Here is a 21,641-nt window from a genome sequence, read left to right on the forward strand (position 1 = left end):
TATATATGTGTGCGGCGCCACAAGCGCCGCTTTTCTGTTCGTGGAAACTCAAGCTTCATGGCAAAAAATCTGCTCATCGTTGAATCGCCGGCCAAAGCCAAGACGATCAACAAATACCTTGGCAAGGACTTCCACGTGTTGGCGTCCTACGGTCACGTGCGCGATCTGCGGCCCAAGGAAGGCGCGGTCGATCCGGAGAACGGATTTGCCATGGCCTACGAGGTCATCGAGCGCAACGAGAAACACGTCGATGCGATTGCCAAGGCGGCCAAGCTGGCCGACGACATCTATCTGGCGACCGACTTGGATCGCGAAGGCGAAGCCATTTCCTGGCACATCAGCGAGATTCTGAAAGAGCGCGGCCTGGTCGAAGGCAAGCGGATGCATCGGGTGGTGTTTTCCGAGATCACGCCGAAGGCGATCAAGGCCGCCGTGGCCAATCCGCGGCAGCTGTCGCACGATCTGGTCGACGCGCAGCAGGCGCGCCGCGCGCTGGATTATCTGGTCGGCTTCAATCTCTCGCCGGTACTCTGGCGCAAGGTGCAGCGTGGCCTGTCCGCCGGTCGCGTGCAGTCGCCGGCGCTGCGGATGATCGTCGAGCGTGAGGAAGAGATCGAAGCGTTCAACGCTCGCGAATACTGGACCATCGAAGCCCAGCTCAAGCATGCGGACGGTGATTTCACCGCACGCCTGAGCAAGCTCAACGGCAAGAAGTTCGAGCAGTTCGACCTCACCAATGAGGCCGATACGCTGGCTGCACGCGATGCGCTGAAGCAGGCCGCTCGCGGCCGACTCACGGTCAGCGATGTCAGTTCGAAGGAACGCAAGCGCCGCCCGGCGGCACCGTTCACCACCTCCACACTGCAACAGGAGGCCGCGCGCAAGCTCGGCTTCACCACCAGCCGCACCATGAAGGTGGCGCAGGGCCTGTACGAAGGCGTGGCGCTCGGTGAGGAGGGCAATGTCGGCCTGATCACCTACATGCGTACCGACTCCACCATGCTCGGCGACGACGCGCTGGCCGAGCTGCGGCAGCTGATCACCCGCGACTTCGGCGCCAAGGCGTTGCCGGATGCGCCCCAGGTCTACAAGACCAAGTCGAAGAACGCGCAGGAAGCGCATGAAGCCATCCGTCCGACCTCCGCGATGTACACGCCGCGCGACATTGCCGCATTCCTCAACGACGACCAGCGCAAGCTGTACGAGCTGATCTGGAAGCGCACTGTGGCCTGCCAGATGATCCACGCCACGCTCAATACCGTCTCGGTGGAATTTGCGCTGCGTGATGTGCCTGGCGGCGATGCCTCGTTCCGCGCCAGTGGCACCACGGTGATCGATCCGGGCTTTCTCGCTGTCTACGAGGAAGGTCGTGACCAGAAAACCGCCGAGGACGACGACGAAGGCCGTCGCCTGCCACGTATGGAAACGGGCGAACAGGTACCGCTGCACGATATCGCCGCCGACCAGCATTTCACCGAGCCACCGCCACGTTATTCCGAAGCCAGCCTGGTCAAGGCGCTGGAAGAGCACGGCATCGGTCGTCCGTCGACCTATGCCAGCATCATCCAGGTGTTGCAGAACCGCGAGTACGTTTTTCTCGACAGCCGCCGCTTCAAGCCCAGCGACGTCGGCCGCGCGGTCAGCAATTTTCTCACCTCGCATTTCACCCGTTATGTCGACTACGACTTCACCGCCAAGCTCGAAGACGAGCTCGATGCGGTAAGCCGTGGCGAAGAAGCCTGGGTGCCGCTGATGGAGCGCTTCTGGCTGCCGTTCAAGCAACAGGTTGACGAAAAAACCGAATCGGTTGATCGCAACGAAGCAACCGGTGCGCGCGAACTGGGCATCGATCCGAAAAGCGGCAAACCCGTTTCCGTAAGGCTGGGCCGCTACGGGCCGTTCGCGCAGATCGGGACCAAGGAGGACGAGGACAAGCCGACCTTCGCCAGCCTGCGCACCGGTCAGAGCATGCACACCATCTCGTTGCCCGACGCGTTGGAATTGTTCAAGCTGCCGCGCAAGCTCGGTCAGGCAGAGAACGGCGACGAAGTCAGCGTGGCGATCGGTCGTTTCGGCCCGTTCGTGAAGCAGGGCGACACTTACGCGTCGCTCAAGCCGGAGGATGACCCGTACACGATCGAACTGCCGCGCGCCCTACAGATCGTGCAGGAACGGCTGGAGATGCTGGCCAATCGTCTCATCCTCGACTTCGGTAACGGCGTGCAGGTGCTCAACGGTCGCTACGGCGCGTACATCACCGATGGCGAAAAGAACGCGCGCATTCCCAAGGAGCAGGAGCCGAAGGAGCTGACTGAAGCGCAGTGTCTCGAACTGCTTGCCGCCGCACCGGTTCGCAAGGGTCGTTTCGGCAAGAAGACCGCCACGAAAAAGACGGCGGCCAAGAAAGCCGTGGCAGAGAAAGCACCGGCGACCAAGAAAGTGGCCACAAAAAAGGCTCCTGCAAAAAAGACCGCGGCCAAAAAATCGGCAACGAAAAAAACAGCGGCAAAGAAGGTCGCTGCGAAGAAGGCGGCAACGAAAAAATCAGCCGAAAAGTCCATCGAGGCCTGAGTGCTGCGACACTTCACTCTTGAGGGAATAGATGCCGCCGCCGCGCTTCTGCACGAAGGCAGCGTGCTGGCGTATCCGACCGAGGCCGTCTACGGTCTCGGCTGCGATCCCCATAACCACGAGGCCTTCGAGCGGCTGTTCGCGCTGAAGCAGCGTCCGCCGACTCAGGGCGTACTGCTGATCGCGGCGGACTTCGCGCAAGTCGAACGCTACATCGCGCTCGATGCGGTGCCGGCCGCGATTATGCAACAGGTGCAGGCGAGTTGGCCTGGGCCAAATACCTGGATTTTCCCTCGTTCGCCAGAAGTGCCGGAGTGGGTCGTTGGTGCGCATGCCGGCATCGCGCTGCGTATTACCGCCCATCCGCCGGCTGTGGCGCTGTGTCGGGCCTTTGGCGGCGCGCTGGTATCGACCAGCGCGAATCCCCACGGCGAGCCGCCTGCCCGCACAGCGCACGCCGTGGAGATTTTTTTCGAAGACGCACTGGATGGTTTGCTGGATGCACCGCTGGGCGGGCAGGTCAGCCCTACGGTGATCCGGGATGCGCTTTCAGGCACTATCGTTCGCAGTTGAGCGCGTTGGGGGCGCGTTGCCGGTTGCCGTGACATGGCAGGCAACCGGCATGCGAAACGCAGGATCTTCACGTCGCCACGTTCACCTTGGCGTCTGACTGCTGCTGTAATGCTGCGCCCGAGTGACCTATCGAAACATCGGAGAGACTGCGGCGTGGCCATCGTTTACGACACTTACCAGCGCGAAGCACCGGCACGACTGCCTCTGTTGAACGTGGCTGATGCGGATCGCGTCCTGGCATGGCGCGGCGGCAAGGCCGTGAGTGCGGCGCAGTTTCTGGCGCAGGTGCGTGCGGTGGCAACCTTGCTGCCCGCGGCGGCGGCCGCGGTTAACTTGTGCGAGGACCGCTACGCCTTTCTGGTCGCGTTCTGCGCCATCGTGCTGCGTGGCCAGACCAATCTGCTGCCATCATCGCGCGCGCCGCAGGCGGTAGACGAAGTGATGTCAGCGTATCCGGGCTGCTACGCACTGGGTGATCTGAATCTGAGTGTCGCGCCGCCGGGTTACCGGCAATTGCCGCCGCTGGATACGCTTTCCATCGAAGCGATGGAAGCGCACGACGCGTGGCCGCTGATTTCGGCCGATCACGTCGTGGCGATCGGTTACACCTCCGGCTCCACCGGCACCCCGAGCGCCAATCGGAAAACATGGGGCAGTTTCCACGCCAGCAACGCAGGCAATCTGGCGATGCTGCATGCCGTCGTTGGCGAGCGCTTTGACGTGGTGGCCACGGTGCCGCCGCAGCACATGTATGGCATGGAATTGTCAGTGGTGATGCCGTTGCTCGGCGACGTTGGCGTGCATGCCGGGCGGCCGTTCTTCCCCGCCGATGTGGCTGCTGCGCTTGCATCCGTGCCTGCGCCGCGTGTGCTGGTGACTACGCCCGTGCACCTGCGCGCGCTGGTCGACTCCGGCATCGCGCTGCCGCCGATTGCGGCGATGGTTTCGGCGACGGCACCGATGCCGGTGGAGTTGGCCACTGCTGCCGAGCAGCGTTTCGGTGCGCCACTGCAGGAGGTGTTCGGCTCAACAGAAACCTGCGTGTTCGCCAGCCGTCGCCCCACCGTGGACGAAGACTGGCTGCTCTACGACGGCGTCACCCTGCATCCGCAGCCGGACGGCACGATGGTGGACGCGCCACAGTTGAGCGCACCGATCGGCCTTGCCGATATCGTCAGCCTTTCCGACGGAGGGCGTCGCTTCCGCCTGCGTGGGCGCCATGCGGACATGCTGGAAATCGCAGGCAAGCGTGCGTCGCTTGCCGATCTAACGCGTCGCCTGCTGGCCATCCCCGGTGTGCTCGATGGCGTGGTGATCCAGCTCGCCGATGGCGATACGCTGGGTGTGCATCGCATTGCCGCGCTTGCCGTGGCGCCGGGGCTGGACGAGCACACTATTCTCGATGCGTTACGCACCGCCATTGACCCGGTGTTTTTGCCGCGGCCACTGCGGTTGGTTGATGCCCTGCCACGCAATGAAACCGGCAAGCTGCCGCGAGCCGATCTACTGGCGTTGCTTGGCCACCATCACGGTTGAAAACCTGTGGGATGCGCTCGGTCGCCATGGGGGCGAAGCCAGCAACGTATGTGACGGCTGGCGATAAACCTTGCGGGATTATCGCCAGCGGCGACGTGCCCTACAATGCGCGATCAGCAATTGTCGCGCATCTACTCGGGCATCGGAATCAGGCATGAAAGTTCTCGTCATCGGCAACGGCGGTCGCGAGCACGCGCTGGCGTGGAAGCTCAAGCAGTCGCCGCGCGTCAGCGAAGTGATCGTGGCACCGGGTAATGCCGGCACCGCCCATGAACACGGCGTGCGCAATGTCGATGTAGCGGCCAGCGATATCGATGGCCTGCTGAAGTTGGCCAGGAGCGAAAAAGTCGGCCTTACGGTGGTTGGTCCCGAGGTGCCGCTGGTCGCCGGCGTGGTTGACCGCTTTCGCGACGCTGGCCTGCGCATCTTTGGCCCGCGTGCTATCGCCGCGCAGCTGGAAGGCTCCAAGGCGTTTGCCAAGGACTTTCTGCTCCGCCACAACATTCCCACCTCGCGCTACGCCGTATTTACCGATCTCAACCCAGCACTGGCCTATGTGCGCCAGCATGGCGCGCCGATCGTGATCAAGGCCGATGGCCTGGCCGCCGGCAAGGGCGTGGTGGTGGCACTGACGCTGGCGGACGCCGAACTGGCCCTGCATGACATGCTCGGCGCGCACAGCTTCGGCGACGCCTCGGCGCGGGTGGTGATCGAGGAGTTTCTCGACGGCGAGGAAGCCAGCTATATCGTGATGAGCGACGGCAGCCACGCGCTGCCGATGGCCAGCAGCCAGGACCACAAACGCCGCGATGACAACGATCTCGGCCCAAACACCGGCGGTATGGGCGCGTATTCGCCAGCGCCCGTGGTCACACCGGAAATCGAACAGCGCATTCTGCGGGAAGTCATCGAGCCGACGCTGCACGGCATGGCCAGCGAGGGCGCGCCCTTCATTGGTTTCCTGTATGCGGGCCTGATGATCGACAAGAGTGGCGCGCCGAAAGTGATCGAGTTCAACGTGCGCTTCGGCGATCCGGAAACGCAGCCGATCATGCTGCGCCTGAAATCCGATCTGGTCGAGCTGATCGACGCCGCACTGGACGGCCGCCTGGAAACCATCAAGGCACGCTGGGATATTCGCCCCGCGATTGGCGTCGTGATGGCAGCCGGTGGCTATCCCGGTCAAGTGCGCAGCGGCGCCTTGATCGAGGGTCTCGACGCACCGACCCAGGCTGACGTCAAAGTCTTCCATGCCGGCACCAAGTCGAATGCCGAAGGGCGTGCCGTAACCGCCGGCGGCCGCGTGCTGACGGTGTGCGCGCTGGGCAGCGACATTGCTGCTGCCCGCGAACGGGCGTATACCGCAGTCGACGAAATTCACTATGATGGCGCCTTTTACCGCCGCGATATTGCCTATCGCGCTCTGCGGCGCCTTTGATGGTTTCTTCGCAGTGAATGCGACATGGTTTGAGCGTTGTGGATTACTGAAACTGTGATGCAAGTGGCTGGTGCGGGCAGCTGCATACGCTAGCGAATGGATGTGATGCCAGCTGGCCCTGTTTTTATATGGCCGTCTTTTTAGGCTATGCTCGGAGCTTCCCCCGCGAAAAACCGATGGCGCACGGCGTCTGACGCTCTTATTCGCGCTCGTTTTCACGTTGATGAGGTTTTCCCATGCGCAAGATGGTTTTGTCGCTTATTCCCTTTGCTGTACTGGCTTTGGCCGGCTGCAATTCCTCTTCGTCTTCGTCCGACGGAGCACCCGCCTCGGCGAGTACAGCCGGCGCTGCCAAGGTTTCCAATGAGGTAAGCGGTACGGTTACGCTGCGCTCGGCGGCTCAGGCACTGTCGCCGAAGGCATCGCTCAGCATCAAGCTGGTCGACGTCTCTTCTACCGCCGACGCCAGCGCGCCGCCGCTGGCTCTCAAGTTGATCACGCCGGCTACCCAGTTCCCGCAGTCGTTTGCGATGAGCTTCGATCCAGTGAAAGTGAAGCAAAATGATATTTACGTCGTGCAGGCGGAGCTGAGCGACGGTGACCGTCACTACACGATGAAGATCCAGGCGTTGGCGCTCACCAATGGTAACAAGAGCGACGGTATTGCCATTGAACTGTCGGCAGAGCAGACGGCAGGTGAAAAGGCCCTGGCCGTGTTCACCGACGTGCAGAAGCAGCTCGGCGCGATGAAGGTCAAGAGCGGTACCAAGCTGGATAAGGACGTTTCGCGCAGCTGGCAGGTATTTCGCCAGGACAACGAGTTGAAATTCATCCGTGAACTGGTTGATTACGGTGCCAAGGGCTTCACCAGCACCGACTACGCCTACAAGAATGGCAAGCCGTGGGTTGTCGTGCAGCAGACCAAGCCAAACCAGGGTGCCAAGCCCACCGCGATCGACCGCGCCGGCTGGGACGACAACGGCAGTCTGGTGCTGAAGCAGCACGAGGTTAACGGCAACGTGCAGGTGCTGGACGATTCGGCTGCCGCCAGTCTGCAGAAGCAGGGCCTGGATGTGTTGAATCTGGCAACCGGCGGCAAGGACAAGTAAGTTGCTGCAAGTCAATGCCGAGAGGCTAAATCAATTAGCCATCTGGACGTCCATTTCCTTGGGCATCCGAAAATAAGAAAGCCGCCCGAGTCAAGGGCGGCTTTTTTATTGGGTCATCAGACCAGCGGTCAGCTGATCAGAAGCGGTATCTCAGCCCGAGGTTGAAACCGTTGTACCGCTGGCTGCTGTCGCTGAAATGCGCGTTGTATGACATCGTGCCGCTGAGCTGAGGGGTGAACTGCGCCGTCAGGCCCAGGTCAGCGCTACCCCAGGTCTTGTCGGGGATATAGCCGGCGATCGTAAACTGGCCGTTCAACGAGTTGAGACCGGTTGTGATATCGCGCGCATCGGCTTTACTGTCGCGGTTGAAGGCCAGCTCGGCGTAGGGGACGAAGGTAGTGTTCGCTGTTTGCCACTGGCCCTGCAAGCGCCAGCCGAGCGTGCTGATCAGCGCCTTGCGGTGCTGGCTGCCGAACCACATCGCCGTGCTGTCGTCGCCGCTTTCGTGATAGCCGTCGACGCGGATGCTCTGATACTCGATGTTGGCAAACGGTCCGTTTTTCAGCGTGCCCTGGCCGAACCACCAGCCGCCGGTGAGGCCTGCACCAAGGTGCGAACCGTTGGGGTTGCCGGTTTCGGTGCGGTCGAGCGAACCCAGCTGGATGATGCGATTCACGTCAGTGAAATTGGAGTGGCCCGCCTCACCGTAAGCTCCCACATAGCCGCCGCCGACGTGATAGGTGGCGTAGGCCAGCGCGGAGGTATCGTTGAGATCATAGCCACCACCGCCGTTGAAGTTCGCGGTGTTGCGCCCCAGGCCCAGGGCCACGCCCATCGACAGATTGTCATTGCTGCGCAGATCGGCACCGATGGTCAGGTTCGTGTTGTCGCTGGTCGTGCGTGGCGAATTGTAGGTACCGTCAAAACGCTGCAGCCCGAAATTGACCGTCGCGAACACGCGGCTGTCGGCGCCGGTATCGTCGGACTGCATCTGTGTGCGCACGGCCTTGGTCTGGGCGGTGCTCACCGCCAAGGGTGCTTCGCCCAGCAGGGAGATCTGACCCGGCGCGTGTAGTTCGGACAGCACGTACTGGCTGAAAATTTCATGGGCAGCCGTGGTGGGATGTACGCCGTCGGCGAACAGATAGTCCTGAGCAGCATTCGCCGTTACCAGCGTGCTGCTATTGCAATCGTGCGAGCTTGACGTGGTGCAAGCCGGTACGGTGGTGTTCACGAAGCCAAAGGCAGTCGGATTGGCCAGTACTTCGTTGAATAATGCGTACGTGTTGACCGAAAGAATATTGGCGCCGGTGGCGGCGAGGCCGGCATTCAGCGTCTGGTTGTAGGACACCGACACGTTGCTGAGAAACGTCTGGATGCCCGGCACCAGCGCTGCGTCAGCCGCAGCCGATGGCGTCTTGCCAATGTCCGGAAGGTTGAACACCACCAGATAATTCGCGCCGGCCTGCTTGAGCTGGCTGATCAACGCCAGCTCCTGGGTGGCGGCGGCGTTGATATTGGCTGTCGCTTGCGCTGCCGTTTCAAACCCGCCACCGAAAAAGGTGTTCAAACCGTACTGCGTCGAATGATAGAAAATATCGTTCGCACCACCCCATACCATGTACAGACTGCGTGGGTCAGCCTTCGCACCGTTCGCCAAATAGCCGTTGACCTGCTGGGTCAGCGTGGGAATCGATGGATCGGGGCCATCGTCATCCGTCACCACGCCGGCGCCGCCGAAAGCGTAGTCGCTCCCGCCTACGCGCGAAGGCTGCAGGTTGAAACCGTAGCCGGCAGCGATGTACTGAACCGCCACATCGCCCGGGTTGGTTGTGAACTTGGAGTAGCTGTTGAGCGACGTGGAAAAAAACTGGCCGGCGTCACTCAGGCTGTCGCCGAAAACTACGATGTTGTCGAATGGCGGATTGTCGGCCGCCTGTGCATTGGCGGCAAACAGCATGGCGGCGGTGATCGCCGTGACCAGATAGCGGGTGCGAAGCATGGTGTGACTCCCCTTCAGTACCAGGGCCCGGATGAGGGCCGTAACGAGGGCGTCACACTATCGGAAACGGTATCCATACGCATGCGCAGGTGCAGCATAAAAAACCTGCGTTCCGCTAGTTTTTGCGGGCCTTGGCAAACGCATCGGCAAAGGCTCCGCTGGCTGGCGCCGCGGCCTGTTTTGGCGCTGTGCTGCCACCACGTGATGCCGGCCGAGCGTCGCCGTTCTTTGTGTCACGCGGAGCACGTGCATCGCTGCCCGCGGCGGGGCGGCTGCGACTCTGGCCCGGTTCGTCGTCCAGCCGCATCGAGAGGCCGATGCGCTGACGTGGCAGGTCCACTTCCATCACCTTGACCTTGACGATGTCACCGGCCTTGACCGCATCGCGTGGATCCTTGACGAAGGTATGCGACAGCGCCGACACGTGGACGAGCCCGTCCTGATGCACGCCGATGTCGACGAATGCGCCGAAGGCGGCAACGTTGGTGACACGGCCTTCGAGAATCATGCCGGGCTTGAGGTCCTTCACGTCTTCGACTCCCTCGGCAAAACTCGGCGCGACGAATTCGGGACGTGGATCGCGGCCGGGTTTTTCCAGCTCTTTCAGGATGTCGCGCACGGTCGGAAGGCCGAAGCGTTCATCGGTGAACTGCTCTGGCGCCAGGCTCCGCAGGAACGCACTGTCGCCCAGCACGCTTTTCACCTCACGGCCGCATTGGGCGATGATCCGCTCAACCACGGGATACGCCTCAGGATGCACCGCGCTGGCATCCAGCGGATTGTCGCCGTGCGATACGCGCAGGAATCCGGCGCATTGCTCGAACGCCTTGTCGCCCAGTCGTGGCACTTTCAGCAGCGCCTTGCGGTTGGCGAACGGGCCGTTGGCATCGCGATGTTTCACCACGTTCTCGGCGACGGCGGCGGACAGGCCGGCTACGCGTGACAGCAGCACGGCGGATGCGGTGTTCACATCCACGCCGACGGCATTGACGCAATCCTCGACGCGGGCTTCCAGCGCACGCGCCAGCTTGATCTGGTTGACGTCATGCTGGTACTGACCTACGCCGATCGCCTTCGGCTCGATCTTCACCAGTTCGGCCAGCGGATCCTGCAGGCGGCGCGCGATCGACACGGCGCCGCGCAGGCTCACGTCGAGTTCGGGAAATTCCTTCGCCGCCAGCTCAGAGGCGGAGTACACCGATGCGCCCGCTTCGCTCACCACGATCTTCGACATTTTCAGATCGGCGTGCTTTTTCATCAGCTCGCCGGCCAGTTTGTCGGTTTCGCGCGAGGCGGTGCCGTTGCCGATCGCGATGAGGTCGACGCCGTGCTGCTTGCCCAATTTCGCCAGCTGCGCAATGGATTCATTCCACTGCTTGCGTGGCTCATGCGGATAGATTACGTCGGTAGCCAGCAGCTTGCCGGTGGCATCGACCACGGCGACTTTCACGCCGGTGCGGATGCCGGGGTCCAGCCCCATTACCGTGCGGGCGCCAGCCGGCGCGGCCAGCATCAGGTCCTTGAGATTGTCGCCGAACACGCGGATCGCCTCGTCCTCGGCGCCTTCGCGTACGCGGCCGAACAAGTCCAACGTGAGATGCAGATGCAGTTTCACGCGCCAGGTCAGCCGCACCGTTTCACGCAGCCATGCATCGGCGGCGCGGTTGCGATGTTGGATGTCGGCGCGCGCAGCCACGCGGCCTTCGCCTTCGGCATGGCCTTGCTCGCTGTCGACGGTAGGGCTGAGTTCCAGCTCGATCACGCCCTCGTTGCGCGCGCGCATCAGCGCGAGAAGGCGGTGCGAGGGAATCTTGCCGATCGGTTCGATGTGGTCGAAGTAGTCGCGGAATTTTGCGCCTTCGTTTTCCTTGCCCGCGACGACCTTGGCGCGGATCTGGCCCTTGGCCCACATCCAGTCGCGCAGCTCGCCGACCAGGTAGGCATCTTCGGCGATCGATTCCATCAGGATCGCACGGGCGCCATCGAGCGCTGCGCGCACGTCGGCGATGCCTTTTTCTGCATCGACGAAGGCTTCGGCAAAGGCTTCTGGCGTTTGTGTCGGATCATCGCGCAGGCCGGTCGCCAGCGGTTCGAGGCCGGCTTCGCGCGCGATCTGCGCCTTGGTGCGGCGCTTGGGCTTGTACGGCAGGTAAAGATCTTCCAGTCGCGCCTTGGTATCGGCGGAAAGCAGATCGTTCTTCAGCGCATCGCTGAGCTTGCCCTGTTCCTCGACGCTGGCCAGGATCGCCGCGCGACGTTCTTCCAGCTCGCGCAGATAGCGCAGGCGTTCTTCCAGCAAACGTAGTTGGGTGTCATCGAGACCGCCGGTCACTTCCTTGCGGTAGCGCGCGATAAACGGCACGGTCGCGCCGCCGTCGAGAAGATCCACGGCCGCACGCACCTGGTCGGGCTTGGCGGCAATATCCTGGGCAATGCGATGTTCGATGCTGAGCATGGGGCTGGGGTGTTCTCTGAAAAATCCGGCGATACCGGAGGGGACTGCGAATCATAGCAAGCCGCTCCATGGCGGTGATTGGGCGTGTCATCAATGACCAAGCGGCCCGCGCCGGGAACTGTTTGCGCGCAGGCCAAGGAAGAGCGAAGAAGTGTACGTCCGTACACGCCTGAGCGATGACGCAGGCCTGTGGGCAAACAGACCCGGCCCGTAGGGTTGCTTCGCTGTGGCCGCCATGCGGCAGCGCGCGGCTTGGCCTGACCGCCAGTCAGGCGCTGCGCACCGAGAAAGGTGTAAACCACGCACCACCACCTGACGGCCACAGCGAAACAACGCGAGCCACTTGGTCATTGATGACACGCCCTAGTTGCCGAGAAAGTGCGTCGGCAATAAATGAAAGCGGCGCCGAAGCAGAGCTCCGGCGCCGCTGTTCGATAGAGAACGATCAGGCTGTAAACGAATTATTGCTACTACCTGGTGTTGTCTGGGTTGGCTTGAACTCGCTAGCGCGACCGTTGAGCACCAGCGTGCTGACGACCATGTCGTGCAGGCCCTGTTTGCGTTGTGTCCATGCCACCATCAGAAAACCGATGAGCAGGATAAAGGCGCTGAGATATTTGGCGGGGTAGCGGCCGAGCGCGCGTGGAAGACTGATGCGCGCGCCATGCATGTCGGTAACGCGAATGCCCAGCGCCAGCTTGCCTATGGTTGCCTGCCATGCCGAGCTTTCGCAGAACGCAAAATACAACCAGGTCATCACGGTGATGATAAGCACGGCTGGCAGCATCGTGTCGTAGTACTGGCTGAACGCCGTCAGCATCAGATGGGGGTCGTCCGGCGCGGAAAGCTGCGCCTGTTTCATGGCAGCTTCCGCTGCGTCGCCACCCATGATTTTTTGAATCAGCAGGCTGGGGATGTAAAGAATGATGGCGTCGAGTATGTAGGCGGCAACACGCTTCCAGAAACCGGCATAGTCTTCCAGTGTGGCGGCTGTGGTTTGCGGGAGCGCACCAGGTGCGCTTGATGCCGTAAACGCGGGTGGCGGGGTGCCGCGCACTTCTTCCGGAAACAACACGGACAGCGGTTGCCAGTCGGCGAGCCCTTCGTACCAACCGAGGTCGTCCCTGCTCACCTGGCCGCTGCGCAGCCATTGGCGGATATCTCCATCGGTATAGGGGCCATGTCGCTCGCCATCGCGTCCGATCCACACTTCCATCGCTGTACCTCCTGATGATCAATGCCGCATGATGCCACGCATGCACGGCGGCCGAGCATGACGAGGTGCTCAGGCCGCGGCGCGCCGCTTCAGATGCACCAGCAGCAGAGAAATGGCCGCCGGTGTGACGCCGCTCACGCGCGCAGCCTGACCCACGGTGGCCGGCAGCGTGCGCTTGAGTTTCAACAGCACCTCGGCAGAGAGGCCACGCACCTTGTCGTAGTCGAAGCTGGCGGGAATCGCGGTGTGCTCGTTGCGGTGCTGGCGCTCGATCTCCTCACGCTGGCGCTGCAGGTAGCCGGCGTACTTCACCTGCACCTCGACCTGTGCCGCAACATCATCGCGTTCGACAGCGGGGCCGAGTTCGTTGACCGTGGCGAGTTTGGCGTAATCCAGCTCCGGCCGGCGCAGCAAATCCAGCGCGTTGGTTTCGCGACTGACAGCGACGCCAAGCTGACGCTCGATCGCTGCGCCCAGCGCATTCGCTGGCGTGGCCCACAATCCCTGCAGGCGCCGTATTTCGGCATCGACGGCATCGCGCTTGGTGCGCAGCGCATCGAAGCGCGCCTGCGGCACGACGCCGAGCGCATGGCCGGTTTCGGTCAGACGCAGATCGGCGTTGTCCTCGCGCAGATGCAGCCGATATTCGGCGCGCGAGGTGAACATGCGGTAGGGCTCGATGGTGCCGTTGCTGGTGAGGTCGTCGATCAGCACACCGATATAGGCCTCGTCGCGGCGCGGATACCACGGCGCATTGTCCTGTATGGCCCGCGCGGCATTGAGCCCGGCGATCAGGCCTTGCGCGGCGGCTTCCTCATAGCCGGTCGTGCCATTGATCTGGCCGGCGAAATACAGACCGCCGATGGCCTTGGTTTCCAGCCACGGGTTGAGCCCGCGCGGGTCGAAGTAGTCGTATTCGATCGCGTAGCCGGGTCGCGTGATGTGCGCGCGTTCGAAGCCCTTGATCGACTGCACCAGCGCCAGCTGCACGTCGTACGGCAGCGAGGTGGAGATGCCATTCGGATAGATCTCGAACGTGTCCAGCCCTTCCGGCTCGATAAAGATCTGGTGCGAGGATTTTTCGGCGAAGCGGACCACCTTGTCCTCGATCGACGGGCAGTAGCGCGGGCCGACGCCTTCGATCTGTCCGGTGTACAGCGGCGAACGGTCCAGCGCGCCGCGGATCAACTCATGCGTGCGCTCGGAAGTGTGGGTGATCCAGCAGCTGATCTGGCGCGGATGCTCGTCGCGCGTGCCAAGGTAGGAAAACACCGGCGTTGGATTGTCGCCGGGCTGCTCTTCTAGTTCGCTGAAATCGATGCTGCGCAAATCGATGCGTGGCGGCGTACCGGTTTTCAGGCGATCGGCGGCGACCGGCAGTTCGCGCAGTTTTTGCGCCAGGGCGCTGGCTGGCGGATCGCCGGCACGGCCACCAGCGTACTGAGCGGGACCGATATGAATCTTGCCGGCGAGAAAGGTGCCAGCCGTCAGCACCACGCTCTTCGCACCGAACGACAGGCCCATCTGCGTGACAACCCCGGTAACGCGGCCGTTCTCGATGATCAGATCGTCCACCGCCTGCTGGAACAGTTCGAGGTTCGGTTGAGTCTCCACGATGCGGCGGATCGCGGCCTTGTACAGCGAGCGGTCGGCCTGGCAGCGGGTAGCGCGTACGGCCGGACCCTTTGATGCGTTCAGTGTGCGCCACTGGATGCCGGCGCGATCGGCTGCATGTGCCATTGCGCCACCGAGCGCGTCGATCTCTTTGACCAGATGTCCCTTGCCGATGCCGCCGATGGCCGGGTTGCAGCTCATTTGGCCGATGGTTTCGATGTTGTGGCTCAGCAAGAGCGTGCGCGCTCCGCTGCGCGCAGAAGCCAGCGCAGCCTCAGTGCCAGCGTGTCCGCCGCCGATCACGATCACGTCGTAGTGGATGGGATGACGCATCAGACTGCCCCGGGGGTGCACATGGTGACCAAACAAGCTGCTATTTTAGCGCCATCCGGCCGATGGCAGCTGGTTCATGCTTGATGGCACGGTTTCTGCTTATAGCCAATCAGCACTTTCACGGGCAGACGCTGCGCGATTCGCGCGCCGAGATCGAACGGACAGGGGTTCGATTGTGTACCGGGAAAGGAAGCAAGACGGCACCCTTCGGGGTGCCGTCGCCTTTTGTGGGGCCTCAAAGACAAAGCCCCGCCGTTTGTGCGGCGGGGCTTTGTCTTTGAATAAATCTGGCGCCAGGCGGTCTCAGGAACAGGGGGAATCCAGGAAGACCGTATTGCCAGGCGCCAGAAAGCGGAAACTTGGTTCCAGGTAGGCAATAACTTGCGCCACTTGGAGACTTGATTTTTGACTTTATCGCGTGAACCCGAAGTGACTGTAACGGGAGTTTGTGTCGGCTCGGGGCAGCAGCTGACGCGCTACGTCAGCCATGTGATAGGTCTCTCGAGATAAGTGTGACGTCAATCACGTATTGGCATGAGTGTTGCATCACTGAAATGACCAAATGAGGAGACTCACCATGGACATGAATTTCGAGCCGTTGTATCCGCATCACGATTTGCTGATCGAGCTCGGCCGGGTTGAAATGGCCATAGATAGCTTGGGTGAGCGCGATGACAGCGAGCGCGGATCGCTGCAGCCGCGTCTTGAGTCACGTATGAGTGCCCTGCTTGAAGCACTGCGTGACCTTGCTGTTTGATTGATGCACCGTGCGCAAGGCAAACGCGCCAAGCGCACTGATGGTGATGCCGGCCTCGCACCTTGCGAGGCCATATCGACAACCGGCTGGTTCAGTGCTTGAAGATGCTATCGACGATTTCCGTCAGATTGCGCGATAGATTTTCCTGACGCGCCAATGCCGCAATCACCGCATGGGCGGCTTCACGTCGGCGTGGCTCAAGACGCTGCCAACCATTGAACGCTGTGGCGATTCGCGCGGCGAGCTGCGGGTTCAATGCATCAAGCTGGATAAGCCGGTCGGCCAGCAACTGATAGCCCGCACCATCGGTACGATGAAATCCGCTGGGGTTGCCACGCACAAACGTACCCAGCAGCGCATGGACGCGATTCGGATTCTTCAGCGTAAATGCGGGGTCGCGCTCAAGAGCCCGCACCCGGTCCAGCGCGTCGGTTGCCGTGGACTGCGCCTGGATGGCAAACCACTTGTCCATAGCCAATGCGTTGTCGGCATAGCGTTGGCGATAGTGCTGCAGCGCTGGCGCAGCCTGTGCTGGCTGATCACGAAGTAGCACGGCGAGTGCGGCAAGTCGGTCGGTCATCGCCGGCGCGCTGTTGTACTGGTTCTGAGCCAGCAAGTAGGCGCTGGCACCATCGACCAATTCCAGCAGTTCCAACACGCGGCGCTTGAGCCGTCGTCTCGCCTGGCTGATCGGGTCGAGCTGTGCACTGGCATGTGTTGCCAGATTGCGGTAACGCTGCTCCAGAACTTTTGCGCCGATCCGCTCGGCTAGCTGTTGTTGCAGGCTCAGGCGCAGCTCGTGGATGCGCTGCGGGTCGACCACGCTCTCGCGTTCGGCCAGTTCGACTTCGCCCGGCGGCGTCAGCAGGTCGGCGAGCAGTGCATCGTCGATACCGTCGTTGGCAAACAGTGTCGCGAGCGTATCGCACCACGTCTGCACGGCATCGCTGGCGCTGCCATCGCGCAGGTTTTCATAGGCGCGGGCGGCAAGCTGTTGCCCAGCTTCCCAGCGATTGAAGCCGTCGACATCGTGGCCCAGCAGCAGCGCCAGTTGGGTGGGCGTGTAGTCGCATTCCAGAATCACCGGCGCGGAAAATCCGCGCAGCAGCGAAGGTACTGGCGCTACGTCGACGTTCTTGAACACGAAAGTCTGTTCGGATTGCGCCAAAACAACCACGCTTTCAGTTCCTGTCGACTCGCTGGCGATCTCGGACGTCTGGCCGTCCAGATGCAGTGGCAGCATTTCGCCGCTGTCAGCAAACAGCGCCAGCTTCACCGGAATCGGCAGCGGTTCGTGCGGCTTCGAATCAGCGTCGTTGGATGCATGCTGGGAAAGCGTCAGCGCGTAGGTTCGCTGCACAGCATCGTGATCGCCGCGCGCCTTGAGTCGTGGCGTGCCGGCCTTGGCATACCAGGCCATGTTTGCCATCAGGTCGATACCGTTGGCATCACCGAGCGCCGAAAGGAAATCCTCCAGCGTGGCTGCTTTGCCGTCGTTACGTGTGAAGTAAAGATCCATGCCTCGCCGAAAGCCATCCTTGCCCAGTCGCGAGGAGAGCATGCGCACCAGCTCGGAGCCTTTTTCGTAAACGGTCGCGGTGTAGAAGTTGTTGATTTCGCTGTACTGCGACGGACGCACCGGATGCGCCAGCGGGCCGGCGTCCTCGGGGAATTGGGCGCGACGTAGCAGCGCGACGTCTTCGATGCGCTTCAGCGGCGCGGAGTTCATGTCGGCCGAAAAACTCTGTTCGCGAAATACCGTCAGACCTTCCTTCAGTGACAGCTGAAACCAGTCGCGGCAGGTCACCCGGTTGCCGCTCCAGTTGTGGAAATACTCATGCGCGACCACCGCCTCGACGTGCCGGTACTCATCGTCGGTCGAGCTGTCCGGGTCGGCCAGCAGGTACTTCGCGTTGAAGATATTGAGGCCCTTGTTTTCCATCGCCCCCATGTTGAAATCGTGGGTGGCGACGATGTGGAACACGGCCAGATCATAGTTGCGGCCGTAGGTCTGCTCGTCCCAGCGCATCGCGCGCTCGAGCGAATCCATGGCGTAATCGCATTGATGAATCGCGTCGGATTCGGCCCAGATATTCAGCGTCACCGCGCGCTGGTCAGCAGTCACGTAATCGCGCGAAATCTTTTCCAGCTTGCCAGCGACCAGGGCGAACAGATAACTCGGCTTGCGATACGGATCGACGAAGCGCGCCCAATGCCGGCCATCATCCAGCTCGCCGGTGCCATCGGCATTGCCCCCGGCGAGCAGTACCGGGAAGCGCACCTTGTCCGCACGCAGGGTAACTGTGTAAAGCGACTGCACGTCCGGGCGATCGGGAAAAAACGTAATGTGGCGAAAGCCTTCGGCTTCGCATTGAGTAAGCAGAAAACCACTCTCGTGCTTGCCGGAAAAAAACAGGCCCTCCATCGTGGTATTCGCTGCCGGTCGCAGGCGCACGCGGGTCTCCAGCACGCTGCCATCCTCAGCGCCGTAGACCTCGAGCACGCCATCGGCGTAAAGGTAGGCGGATTCGGGCAGTGGTTTGCCATCCAGTGCGATCGACAGCAGCTCGAGGTTTTCGCCATCCAGCCGCAGCGTCGAGGATGGCGCGGCATCGCTGCGCAACAGCAGGCGCGAGCACAGTTCGGTGGTTTCGATGCCGAGGTCGAAATCGAGTTCGACCGTTTCGACCTGCCAGGCGGGTACTCGATAGTCGCTGAGACGAATCAGCGCAGACTTTTTTTCGGAGATCGTATTCATGTAAATAGCAGGGCGCGGGGAGTACGCAGGTTACCATGCAGTCTATTGACAGCCGAAAATTCCGGAAAACCCCATGACACGATATACCGCCGAAAAAGCTCTGCTGGGCGACCAGCCGATCATCGTGCTGACCGATCACGACGATCAGAGAAAACTGCGCGTGGCTTGTCATGGCGCGGCGCTGCTCAGCTTCCAGGTGCCGCTCAACGGCGAGTTGCATGACATCGCCGATGGCTATCGCGATGCGAATGAGGTGGCCACCCGGCCAGGCTCGCGCTTTGCGATCATGGTGCCGTTCGCCGGCCGTATTGGCGATGCGCGCTACACCTTCGATGGGCAGGCAGAAGATCTGCAGCCGGGCGTCATCGGAGCGGATCGCGCGAGTCGCCACGGTTTCGTGCGCAATACCGATTTCGAGATTGCAGAGCTGACGGCCGACGCCACGGGGGCACACGTCACTCTGTCGACATCGGCGATCCGCCCGCAGCCGGGTTATCCGCATTCGATCGATCTGGCGGTGACGTTTACGCTGGACGCCGGCGGCATCGCGCTCGACGTCAGCATGCACAATGTTGGCGACACTGAGGCGCCGTGCTTCTTTGGCTGGCATCCCTATTTCCGTGTAGGCAACAGTGCGCTTGCGGGCATCGCCGCCGATGGCTGGCAGCTGCAGATTCCGGGTGAGACGTTGATTCGCACCGACGCCGATCTCATCGCGCTGCCGGGTGCCGAGGCTTACGTGCCACTGGACGACGCACCGGCCTTCGATTTCCGCGAAGCGCGACTGGTCGGTAGCACGATCCTTGATCACGAGTACACCGATCTGCAGGTCGAGACCGATGGCTATATCCGCACGCGCCTGCGTGACCCGGTCAGCGGGCTGGCGATTGCGGTCTGGCAGGAGCGTGGCGTGATGCACGCATTCACCGCCGACACGGCGGCACGCGACGCGCGACGTGCCGTGGCGCTGGAGCCGATGGAATGCATGGCCGATGCGTTCAACCGGCCTGAATGGCTGGACGCCATCCGTTTGCTGCCGGGTGCCGAGCGGCGTTTTCGGTGCGGTGTGGAGGTGCTGCTGCCATGAATGCTGCAGTGATAAAGCAGACTTTGTCGAGCGACGTGCTGCCAAGCTACGCGCAGATTCTCGATGCTGCCGCGCGCATCGCGCCGCATGCGCGGGTGACGCCGGTGCTGCGCAGCGCGGCACTGGATGCGTTGAGCGGCGCCGAGTTGCATTTCAAATGCGAGAACCTGCAGCGCGGTGGTGCGTTCAAATTTCGCGGTGCCTGTAACGCGGTATGGGCGCTGACGGAGTCGCAGGCAGCGGCCGGCGTGGTGACGCATTCGTCCGGTAATCACGGCAACGCGCTGGCACTTGCCGCAGCTACCCGCGGCATCGCTGCGCATGTCATTGTGCCGCAAGGTGCGGTGCAGGCGAAGGTCGATGCGATCGCACGTGCCGGTGCAATCCTGCATCGTTGCGCTGCTACGCAAGCGGCGCGTGAGGCGATGTCGGCCGAGGTACAGCGCGCCAGCGGCGCGGTGCTGGTGCATCCATACGCCGATACGCAGGTGATGGCCGGGCAGGGCACGGCAGCGCTGGAGTTGCTGAAGCAGGTGGCCGGGCTGGATGCGCTGATCACGCCGGTGGGCGGTGGTGGCATGGCCAGCGGTACGGCAATTGCCGCGCATGCAATCGATCCTTCCATTACTTTGTTCGGCGCCGAACCGCTTGGTGCCGACGATGCGGTGCGGTCGCTGTCACAGGGCCGGCGCGTGACGACGCTGGTGCCGGATACCCTGTGCGATGGCCTGCGCGCGCTGATCGGCGAAACCAATTTCGATGCGCTACGCACGCACCACGTCGATGTGATCGCAGTCAGCGACGAAGAGTCGATTGCCGCCATGCAGCTGCTGTGGTCGGAGCTGAAGCTGGTGGTGGAAGTATCCAGTGCCACCGTGCTGGCGGCGATCCTGAAGCAGCCCGCGCGCTTTGCCGGCCGCCGCGTCGGTGTGGTGCTCACCGGCGGCAATGTGGATTTGCAGTCGCTGCCCTGGAGCGCGGGCTGACGCCATGCCTGCCGAGTAGCGACGCGTGCGCTAAGCCGCCTCGGCCTCGGTGTGGCTGCTGGTGCTCGCGGCTGTCGTCGTGCTGGATGCAGAGGTTGGCTTTACGTGGGCCGCGTGCAGGGCATGCAAATCCATCGGGCTCAGCGTTTTGAGTGGAATGGGCGTGTAATCCTCGGCGAAGGACACTTCACCGGGCTTCCAGCCTGCCTTGCGGCGCACGGCGCCCAGAAAACGCTTGGTCGACACCCAGTGCAGGCCGAGCAGGGTGTAATTGTTGTCGGCATCGATGATCGGGTCGCCGACACCGGTCGGTCGCGTCGGTTCGCCGTAGAGCGCCGTGCGGAACACCACATCCCAGATCGAGAACACCTGGCCGTAGTTGCAGTTGTGCAGGTTCGGGCGATCCGGATCGACCAGCATGTGATGCAGGCGATGGAACTTCGGATCGACGAACACCTTTTCAAATAGCCGTCCAAAGCCGAGCCGCACGTTGGTGTGCGAAAAGTTCTGCGCCAGCTCACCCAGCAGCATCAGCCAGGCGAATTCGTCCGGCTGTACGCCGATCAGCAGGCCGACCACGGCCAGCACCATCGACTGGATAAAGCCGTCGATCAGGTTGCCGCGGTCGTTGGTCCAGCAGCTCATCTGACGTTGGCTGTGATGCATGCTGTGCAGCGCCCACCACCACGGAATCGCATGCTGGGTGCGGTGCATCCAGTAATAAACGAAGTCGTAAATGGCGTAATAGAAAAGAAACAGCAGCAGCGGGTGATGGTCGAACCACGGAATCAGGTGCGAGATCGCCAACGGCGAGCCGGTGCTGTCGCTGGCGTCAGAATCGCTGCCGCCAAACAGATGGCTGAACGGGGTGAGCACCAGATAGGTGAACAGTGGAAAGATGCCGAGCAGCATCAGAATCGTGTAGTTGCGATCGACCAGGGTGAGCTTGCGGTGGGTCCATTGTTCGGCGGGAAACCAGGTTTCCAACGGACGAAAAAGCAGCCCGATGATCGCCACCTGCAGTGCCGCAATCATCAGCGCACCGGCAATCTCGTCGGGATTGCCGGCCAGGCCGTTGATGTGGATCAGCGTAAGGAACGGCGTGACTGCATGACTGCTCAGCCAGGCAACCGCGTGGGACCAGAATTGGGAGAAATCGGGCATCAGTATTTTTTCGGAAGTACTTGATGCCAATGATATCGCCGA

At 62.1% G+C, this 21,641-nt stretch carries 14 protein-coding genes; 8 read left to right on the forward strand and 6 right to left on the reverse strand.

Features of this window, described 5'->3' with window-relative positions; genetic code table 11:
• Window positions 1-57 precede the first annotated feature (57 nt).
• The 5 genes from HDE79_RS01965 to HDE79_RS01985 all read left to right on the forward strand — a co-directional run bounded on the left by HDE79_RS01965 (window position 58) and on the right by HDE79_RS01985 (window position 7,227).
• Window positions 58-2,571 carry a DNA topoisomerase I gene (locus tag HDE79_RS01965; protein WP_184600237.1) on the forward strand — a complete coding sequence of 838 codons (2,514 nt, stop codon included), beginning with the start codon at window positions 58-60 and terminating at the stop codon, window positions 2,569-2,571.
• Window positions 2,572-3,144, forward strand: a complete 573-nt coding sequence (locus HDE79_RS01970; protein WP_184600238.1) for a Sua5/YciO/YrdC/YwlC family protein — start codon at window positions 2,572-2,574, stop codon at window positions 3,142-3,144. It begins immediately after the preceding gene.
• A gap of 153 nt (window positions 3,145-3,297) precedes the next feature.
• Window positions 3,298-4,680 (forward strand): AMP-binding protein, encoded by a 1,383-nt coding sequence (locus tag HDE79_RS01975; RefSeq protein WP_184600239.1) that lies wholly within the window; start codon window positions 3,298-3,300, stop codon window positions 4,678-4,680.
• A gap of 154 nt (window positions 4,681-4,834) precedes the next feature.
• Window positions 4,835-6,118 (forward strand): phosphoribosylamine--glycine ligase, encoded by a 1,284-nt coding sequence (gene purD / locus HDE79_RS01980; RefSeq protein ID WP_184600240.1) that lies wholly within the window; start codon window positions 4,835-4,837, stop codon window positions 6,116-6,118.
• Between the two features lie 236 nt (window positions 6,119-6,354).
• Window positions 6,355-7,227 carry a YbaY family lipoprotein gene (locus tag HDE79_RS01985; RefSeq protein ID WP_184600241.1) on the forward strand — a complete coding sequence of 291 codons (873 nt, stop codon included), beginning with the start codon at window positions 6,355-6,357 and terminating at the stop codon, window positions 7,225-7,227.
• A gap of 136 nt (window positions 7,228-7,363) precedes the next feature.
• On the opposite strand, the gene HDE79_RS01990 is transcribed toward HDE79_RS01985, so the two are convergent.
• The 4 genes from HDE79_RS01990 to mnmG form a co-directional block, all read right to left on the reverse strand.
• Entirely contained in the window at window positions 7,364-9,229 is a 1,866-nt protein-coding gene (locus HDE79_RS01990) for an autotransporter domain-containing protein (protein WP_184600242.1), read from the reverse strand.
• A gap of 115 nt (window positions 9,230-9,344) precedes the next feature.
• On the reverse strand, window positions 9,345-11,684 hold the full coding sequence (locus HDE79_RS01995) for a Tex family protein (protein WP_184600243.1): 2,340 nt from the start codon (window positions 11,682-11,684) through the stop codon (window positions 9,345-9,347).
• Window positions 11,685-12,129: 445 nt separating this feature from the next.
• A complete protein-coding gene (locus HDE79_RS02000) occupies window positions 12,130-12,900 on the reverse strand; it encodes an RDD family protein (RefSeq protein WP_184600244.1) in 771 nt (256 codons plus the stop codon).
• A 69-nt stretch (window positions 12,901-12,969) separates the two neighbouring features.
• Window positions 12,970-14,847, reverse strand: a complete 1,878-nt coding sequence (mnmG, locus tag HDE79_RS02005; RefSeq protein ID WP_184600245.1) for a tRNA uridine-5-carboxymethylaminomethyl(34) synthesis enzyme MnmG — start codon at window positions 14,845-14,847, stop codon at window positions 12,970-12,972.
• A 577-nt stretch (window positions 14,848-15,424) separates the two neighbouring features.
• Between mnmG and HDE79_RS02010 the strand changes: the two genes are divergently transcribed.
• Window positions 15,425-15,604 carry a hypothetical protein gene (locus HDE79_RS02010; RefSeq protein ID WP_255483969.1) on the forward strand — a complete coding sequence of 60 codons (180 nt, stop codon included), beginning with the start codon at window positions 15,425-15,427 and terminating at the stop codon, window positions 15,602-15,604.
• Between the two features lie 91 nt (window positions 15,605-15,695).
• Here the strand turns inward: HDE79_RS02010 and pepN are convergent, their stop codons facing one another.
• The gene (gene pepN / locus HDE79_RS02015) at window positions 15,696-18,362 is read right to left on the reverse strand and encodes an aminopeptidase N (protein ID WP_184600247.1); all 2,667 of its coding nucleotides are present in this window, start codon (window positions 18,360-18,362) and stop codon (window positions 15,696-15,698) included.
• Between the two features lie 73 nt (window positions 18,363-18,435).
• Here pepN and HDE79_RS02020 point away from each other — a divergent pair, with 73 nt between their 5' ends.
• Together HDE79_RS02020 and HDE79_RS02025 are read left to right on the forward strand one after the other, a co-directional pair.
• Entirely contained in the window at window positions 18,436-19,449 is a 1,014-nt protein-coding gene (locus HDE79_RS02020; RefSeq protein ID WP_184600248.1) for an aldose epimerase, read from the forward strand.
• Entirely contained in the window at window positions 19,446-20,435 is a 990-nt protein-coding gene (locus tag HDE79_RS02025) for a pyridoxal-phosphate dependent enzyme (protein ID WP_184600249.1), read from the forward strand. The genes HDE79_RS02020 and HDE79_RS02025 overlap by 4 nt, the downstream gene beginning before the upstream one ends.
• A gap of 30 nt (window positions 20,436-20,465) precedes the next feature.
• On the opposite strand, the gene HDE79_RS02030 is transcribed toward HDE79_RS02025, so the two are convergent.
• Window positions 20,466-21,599 carry a sterol desaturase family protein gene (locus HDE79_RS02030; RefSeq protein ID WP_184600250.1) on the reverse strand — a complete coding sequence of 378 codons (1,134 nt, stop codon included), beginning with the start codon at window positions 21,597-21,599 and terminating at the stop codon, window positions 20,466-20,468.
• Window positions 21,600-21,641 lie beyond the last annotated feature (42 nt).

The sequence above is a fragment of the Rhodanobacter sp. MP1X3 genome, assembly GCF_014207165.1.
Lineage (GTDB): Bacteria > Pseudomonadota > Gammaproteobacteria > Xanthomonadales > Rhodanobacteraceae > Rhodanobacter.